Source organism: Desulfosarcina sp. (assembly GCF_041551955.1).
Taxonomy (GTDB): Bacteria; Desulfobacterota; Desulfobacteria; order Desulfobacterales; family Desulfosarcinaceae; genus Desulfosarcina.
Genome location: NZ_JBFELV010000313.1, coordinates 1 through 5,860, shown reverse-complemented (window position 1 = coordinate 5,860; position 5,860 = coordinate 1). Strand labels below are relative to the sequence as shown.

Below are 5,860 nucleotides of genomic sequence, written 5' to 3'. Positions count from 1 at the left end.
GTTGTAAAATTGTTCAACTCGACGACGACCATGTTCACCCATTCTTTTTCGCAACTTATCATCTGTGACGATTCTCTCGATTGCACCGGCCCATTCTTGTGGTGTCGAAACAAGAAAGCCATTCTTGCCTGGCTCGACGATATCGATGTTCGCGCCCACTTTTGACGCGACGACAGGGAGGCCGCAGGCCATATACTGGATAAGTTTGTAGCCACACTTCCCCTTCGCCCATGGTGTGTTTGGCAAGGGCATGATTCCAAGGTCAAACGATTTCACCGATTCGACTTCCGTATCTTCCGACCAGGGATAAAAGGTGAAGGGAAGCCTGTCGTTTTGGCCGGGATTGGCGGCGCCAACGACAACTACCCGGACAGGTAAACGCTTCTGCAGGTCGATCAGAATCGGCGCCACCGCCTTGAAATATTCATAGGTGGCTGGAGAGCCGATCCATCCGATCGTCAGCAGGGCGTTTTTTTTTAGGCGTGCCGCTGGGTACCGGTTCAAATCAATCACCGTTGGAACGATCCTGACTGCTTTTGCGCCGGCGTTGATAGCCCGTGAAGCAATGTAGCTGTTTCCCGCGATCACAACCGATGCGTATTTCATGATCAAGTCGACTTTCCTGCCAAGAAGCCTTCGCACCATCTTGTTTTTATGCAGATCGTATTTATGAAAAATGGCGTCGTCACAGTCAACGATAAAAGGCATGTTAAAATGATTCAGCAGCCATTCAGCCACAGGAGGAATCCAAGGAAAAAGCTCCTGCTGAATCCAGAGCAGGTTGTATCGGCGCGATGTCAACAACGGAGAAATTCGTTCCAGGTAACGGTAAAGGATTCTTTTTAAACGTCGCCGGTTGAATTGATATAGATCGGTCAGGTATGACTCATCGTAAAGCGGCTTGACATCGACATCGATGTCCCATTCAGCCAACATCGGCAGGTATTGGAGGCACCGCATTCTGCTGCTGGCACCTTTCCTGCTGTGGCGGCTCAGAAGAAGCACCCGCATTACAGCCGCTCCAGATCATAGCAGATTTCATAGCAAGGGATCACCCAGCACAGGTTCTCTTCATAAAATTCAGCCATGTAGCGATTCAGGTTGAATATGCCCTGGAACAATTTTTTGATACCATAGCGGCCATAAAAAGGGCGAGGGGACTTAAACACCAGTTTGACCCGTTTCAGTTCAAAATGGATCTGCCGTTGGTAGGTCGGGCATCGGCGCTGGAACAAGGCGTCTTTGGCCAGGTAGGAGAACGAATATAATCCGAATGGCTGCCGGTGCGTGTGATCGGAGTAGTAGTATGGGTTTGAAAAATGAGGCACCTCGACGTGTAATTCCCCTTTTGGCTTCATTGCCCGTGCCAGCTGGTCCATGATACGATCCAAACCGTCCAGATGCTCGAAGCAATGGTGGGAGTAGACCCGATCGACAGATTGTTCTGGAAAACCGGCGAGCGTTGATTCGATATCGCCGACGATGTCAACCGCATCATATTTCAGCCGATCAATACCGATGGAGTCGGCATGGCGTTTGCGATTCCCGCAGCCCAGTTCAAGATTCACCCGGCCTCCGGATTCGATTTTTTCCCAAACCGGTTGAGGTATTTTAACCCAATCAGGCACGGTCATTCTTTCCCTGCGTCGGATGTAATCCGACAGTTTGTTTGATGAAATCTAATTCCTCCGTTGATAAAAAGAACCTGAAGGCCGCCCAGAAAAAAATAATGACCGCCAGAAGGCTGGCAATGGCACGCCAGAGGAACGGCTGCAATATAACAGATACAGCAATGGAGGCAAGCGAGAAGACCAAGGCCAGGACCTTTTTCTGGGTCTTGAGCCGATGGGGTCCGAGTAATCGTTGAGCGATCAGATACATGACAATCGTATCGATTACAAAACGCAGCGTCCATATAACCGCCGCTCCGGTGATGCCGGCCATATTGATCGAAAGGGCGAGCAGGACGATATAGGGGGGGAGCTCTATTAGGTGGAGTTTGCCGGTCAGGTCTGGTCTTCCCGCGCCTTGTATGAACGCATAGGGGATTTGGCCCAAACAGGTAAAAAAAATACCGACGGAAAGAATCCGCGCCGCATTCGTGCTGTTTTGCATAAAACGCTCGTCAAGCCAAATGGCGAGCCCCTCAGGGGCAAAGGCCACCATAAGCAGTACGATCGGGAATATAGCCCAAAAAACATATTTTAAGCCCCGTTCAAGCAGCAGCGCACTTCGCTGCCGATCGATGCAAAAGCTGGAGGAAATGGCCGGAAACAGGACGCTCATCAAGGCACCCGACAGGAGGGTCAATTTGGTTATAACCTCGCTGGGCGTCGCATAGAAGGCAACAGCGCTGATTGATATCATTGCCCCGATAACCAGTCGATCCACATACACCAGTAGGGGACTGATGATATTGGTGACAGTCATCCAACTGCCAAATTTCATGAGCGCCCAGAATTTTTGGATCTCGATGGAAAATTTACTGATCAAGTCAGGAATGATCTTGCAGCAAAATATGAATTGAAAGCACGCCGCTACGACGCGCCCGAGGCACAGCACCAAAATCACGACCTGCAAATTGACAGTAAACGCGATCACGGCCAGCGGTGCGGCAAATGAAAAGATGCCAAGAGGAATGTGGATGAGATTGACCAGATCAAAACGCTGATAAGCCTCCAAAATGCCTCGGAAGCCCACACTCACGGTAACCACCGGTATGAAAATCGCCAAAATCAGAAAAGCATTCAAGGTCTCCTGCTCGAGACTGGCGGGGATTTTTAAAAAATCACGGATCAGCCAGGGACTGCATAAGGTGACCGCCAGTGTGAGCGTGACGGCGACGAGCAGCATGCCGCACAACGCCGTCCAGATCGTTGCAGGGATATCGGCGGTCTGCTGGGTGCCTAGCTTTTCTGAAACAACCATGGTAAGAGCTCTGCCCAATCCCAGATCTAAAAGCCCAAAATAGCCGATGAGCACCCATGCCAAAGTTAAGATGCCGAAACGATCTGTACCCATGCCGGCCACAATCTTTGGGATGGCGTATACCGCTACGATTAATGGAGAACCATACCCGAGTAGGTTGAACAGGGTGTTTTTTGCCAACAGGGGGGAATGGGTCAACGCGTGGGCACGCTTCATGGGAAAACTCCGTCAGGTTAACCCGTATAAATAAAAAAGGCTCATTGTCCTTTCTGGATCGAATTGCACAAGCACTCTGTTACTATCGAATTATTGGTCTTTCGCCAAGCGATAGATTGAAATGTTTCAAAGAAAAATATCATATTTGCCAGATGGCGTCTTTTAAGCTATCTAAAACCTGACAATACAAGACAGCCCACAAAATTTCGAAAAAAGTGAGGAATAATGCGTGTTCTCATCACCGGCGGCGCCGGATTCATCGGTTCTCACCTGGCTGAAGCCTATCTCGAAAGAGGTGACGACGTCTATATCATTGACGACCTTTCCACCGGTTCCATGGACAATATCCGATTCCTTCAGGAAGATCCCCGGTACAGAAACAAAATTTTTGTCCACATCAACACGATTTTGAATCATGACATGATGCTGGAACTGACCGGTATCTGCGATGTGGTGTACCATCTGGCCGCAGCGGTGGGGGTGAAGACGATTCTGGACAAGCCCCTGGAATCCATCGTCACCAATATTCAGGGGACGGAGAAGGTCCTTGAGATGTGCAACAAATTTAAAAAACGGGTGTTGATTGCCTCCACCTCCGAGGTCTACGGCAAGCACACGCATGCGCCGCTGGTGGAAACGGACAACATCATCTACGGCCCTTCCAGCAAGTTTCGCTGGAGCTATGCCGCCTCGAAATTAATGGATGAGTTTACGGCACTGGCCCACTACCGAACCAACGGACTCGAGGTCATCATTGCCCGTCTGTTCAACACGGTCGGGCCACGGCAGACAGGCGCCTATGGAATGGTCATTCCCAGTTTTGTCGCCCAGGCGCTGAAAAATGAACCCATCACCGTGTTCGGCGACGGCACCCAAACGCGAACCTTTACTTATGTTAAAGAGGTGGTCACCGCGTTAATGAAATTAATGGCCTCCGATCAAGCGATTGGCGAGGTGATCAATGTGGGTGGCGTCGAAGAGATTTCGATACTGGACCTGGCCCAGAGAATCATCGACATGACCGGGTCGACGTCCACTATCCAGTTGATTCCCTATGCCGAGGCCTTTGGGAAAGATTTCGAGGATATGCAGCGCCGCGTGCCCAGCACGCAAAAACTGGAGCAGGTTACAGGGTTTGCTCCGGACAAAAGCCTGGATTTCATTTTATCTAAGGTCATTGAATACATAAACCGTAGATAGAAGAAACAGCTAATTTTTAATGTAGAATTGTGAATTTTGAATTGATGAATCAGGCTATTTTTTTTAAATTGATCGGAGGCCTTCATTCAAAATTTAAAATTTAGAATTCTCAATTAATCCGATCCTTCTCGATGAAAACCTATTTATTACTCGGCCTGGTCGCTTTTCTGATCAGCCTTGCAGCGACCCCCTTGGTGCGCCTGATGGCCATAAAAAAAGGATGGGTCGCCAGGCCCAGGGAAGACCGCTGGCATAAAAAGACCACGGCGCTTTTTGGCGGCATGGCCATTTTTATCGGGATCACGATACCGCTTTGTATCCTCGCCGATTTTCAATCCTTTTGGCATTCAATTGTCGCCACGGGCGGCAGCGGACGGCTCCCCTCGATCGCCGTTGTCATCCTCGGTGGGGCGACACTTCTGTTTTTTCTGGGATTGGCGGATGATTTTCTCAACCTAAAACCCCATAACAAGCTGATCGGACAAATCATCGTTGCCAGCGCGGTGGCATTCTTGGGATTCCGGCTGGGCTGGTTCACCTCGCTGACCCTGGACACCATGGTCACCCTCGTCTGGATCGTCGGCATCACCAACGCCTTTAACCTGCTGGACAACATGGACGGGCTCTGCGCCGGCGTCGCCATGGTGGCCGCCCTGTCCCTGGCGGTGCTCTACGCCGGCTACGATGCTACTGCCCTTTCGGTGGCCTTGATCATCGCCGGCTCCTGCGGCGCTTTTCTGGCCTATAACTTTAACCCGGCTTCCATTTTCATGGGGGACTGTGGCAGCCTTGTCATCGGATTTGCCATCGCAGTCTTAAGTCTATACCACGGCGAATTTACGGCTGGCAGCCGCCTTTCTGCATTTGCCGTTCCCTTGTTGATATTAATGGTGCCGCTGCTGGATACCACCCTGGTGACCATCATCCGGTTGCTGAGTGGTCGAAAAGCCTCCACCGGCGGAAGAGACCACACCTCCCATCGCCTGGTATTGATGGGGTTCAGTGAAAAAAGTGCCGTTATTTTTCTTTACGGGATCGGTGCGATTTCCGGAATCGCCGGCATCGTTGTCAGCCACAGCGACACAATAACCTCACCGGCGGTGATCATTCCCATCATCCTGGCCGTGACCCTCATGGGGATCTATCTGGCGCAGCTGCGGGTTTATCCGGAAAAAGAGTTTTCCGCCTTGCGGGGTCGCAAATTCACCCCGATTCTGATCGAGCTGACCTATAAACGCCAGATGATGATGGTCATCCTGGATTTCGGACTGGTCTCTTTTTCTTATTATCTGGCTTACCGCTTACGATTTGATAACTTTGCGTTCAACTATTATTTTAAGGCATTTTTGAAATCCCTGCCTGTGATCATTGCCGTCAAGATGGTCGTATTTTATTTGACCGGTATTTACCGCGGGCTCTGGCAATACATCAGCACCCGCGATGTGTTCCAGTACGCTCGCAGTTCCCTTTACGCCACGCTACTTGCCATTGCCTGCGTGACCATTTTATTTCGTTT

General features: G+C 50.5%; 5 protein-coding genes. 2 read left to right on the top strand and 3 right to left on the bottom strand.

From position 1 onward, the window contains the following. The 3 genes from ABYV26_RS18825 to ABYV26_RS18815 all read right to left on the bottom strand — a co-directional run. Window positions 1–1,011, bottom strand: a 1,011-nt coding sequence (locus tag ABYV26_RS18825) for a glycosyltransferase family 4 protein (protein WP_372682898.1), incomplete at its 3' end; no start/stop codon positions are given. Next, complete coding sequence (locus ABYV26_RS18820) at window positions 1,011–1,634, bottom strand: methyltransferase domain-containing protein (protein ID WP_372682897.1); 624 nt, start codon at window positions 1,632–1,634, stop codon at window positions 1,011–1,013. The genes ABYV26_RS18825 and ABYV26_RS18820, both read right to left, overlap by 1 nt. Continuing rightward, window positions 1,621–3,144, bottom strand: a complete 1,524-nt coding sequence (locus ABYV26_RS18815; RefSeq protein ID WP_372682896.1) for a flippase — start codon at window positions 3,142–3,144, stop codon at window positions 1,621–1,623. The genes ABYV26_RS18820 and ABYV26_RS18815 overlap by 14 nt, the downstream gene beginning before the upstream one ends. A gap of 225 nt (window positions 3,145–3,369) precedes the next feature. On the opposite strand from ABYV26_RS18815, the gene ABYV26_RS18810 reads away from it, so the two are divergent. Both ABYV26_RS18810 and ABYV26_RS18805 read left to right on the top strand, forming a co-directional pair. Further along, window positions 3,370–4,344 (top strand): GDP-mannose 4,6-dehydratase, encoded by a 975-nt coding sequence (locus ABYV26_RS18810; RefSeq protein WP_372682895.1) that lies wholly within the window; start codon window positions 3,370–3,372, stop codon window positions 4,342–4,344. 131 nt (window positions 4,345–4,475) lie between these two features. Next, the coding region (locus tag ABYV26_RS18805; protein WP_372682894.1) for a glycosyltransferase family 4 protein at window positions 4,476–5,860 on the top strand (1,385 nt) is incomplete at its 3' end.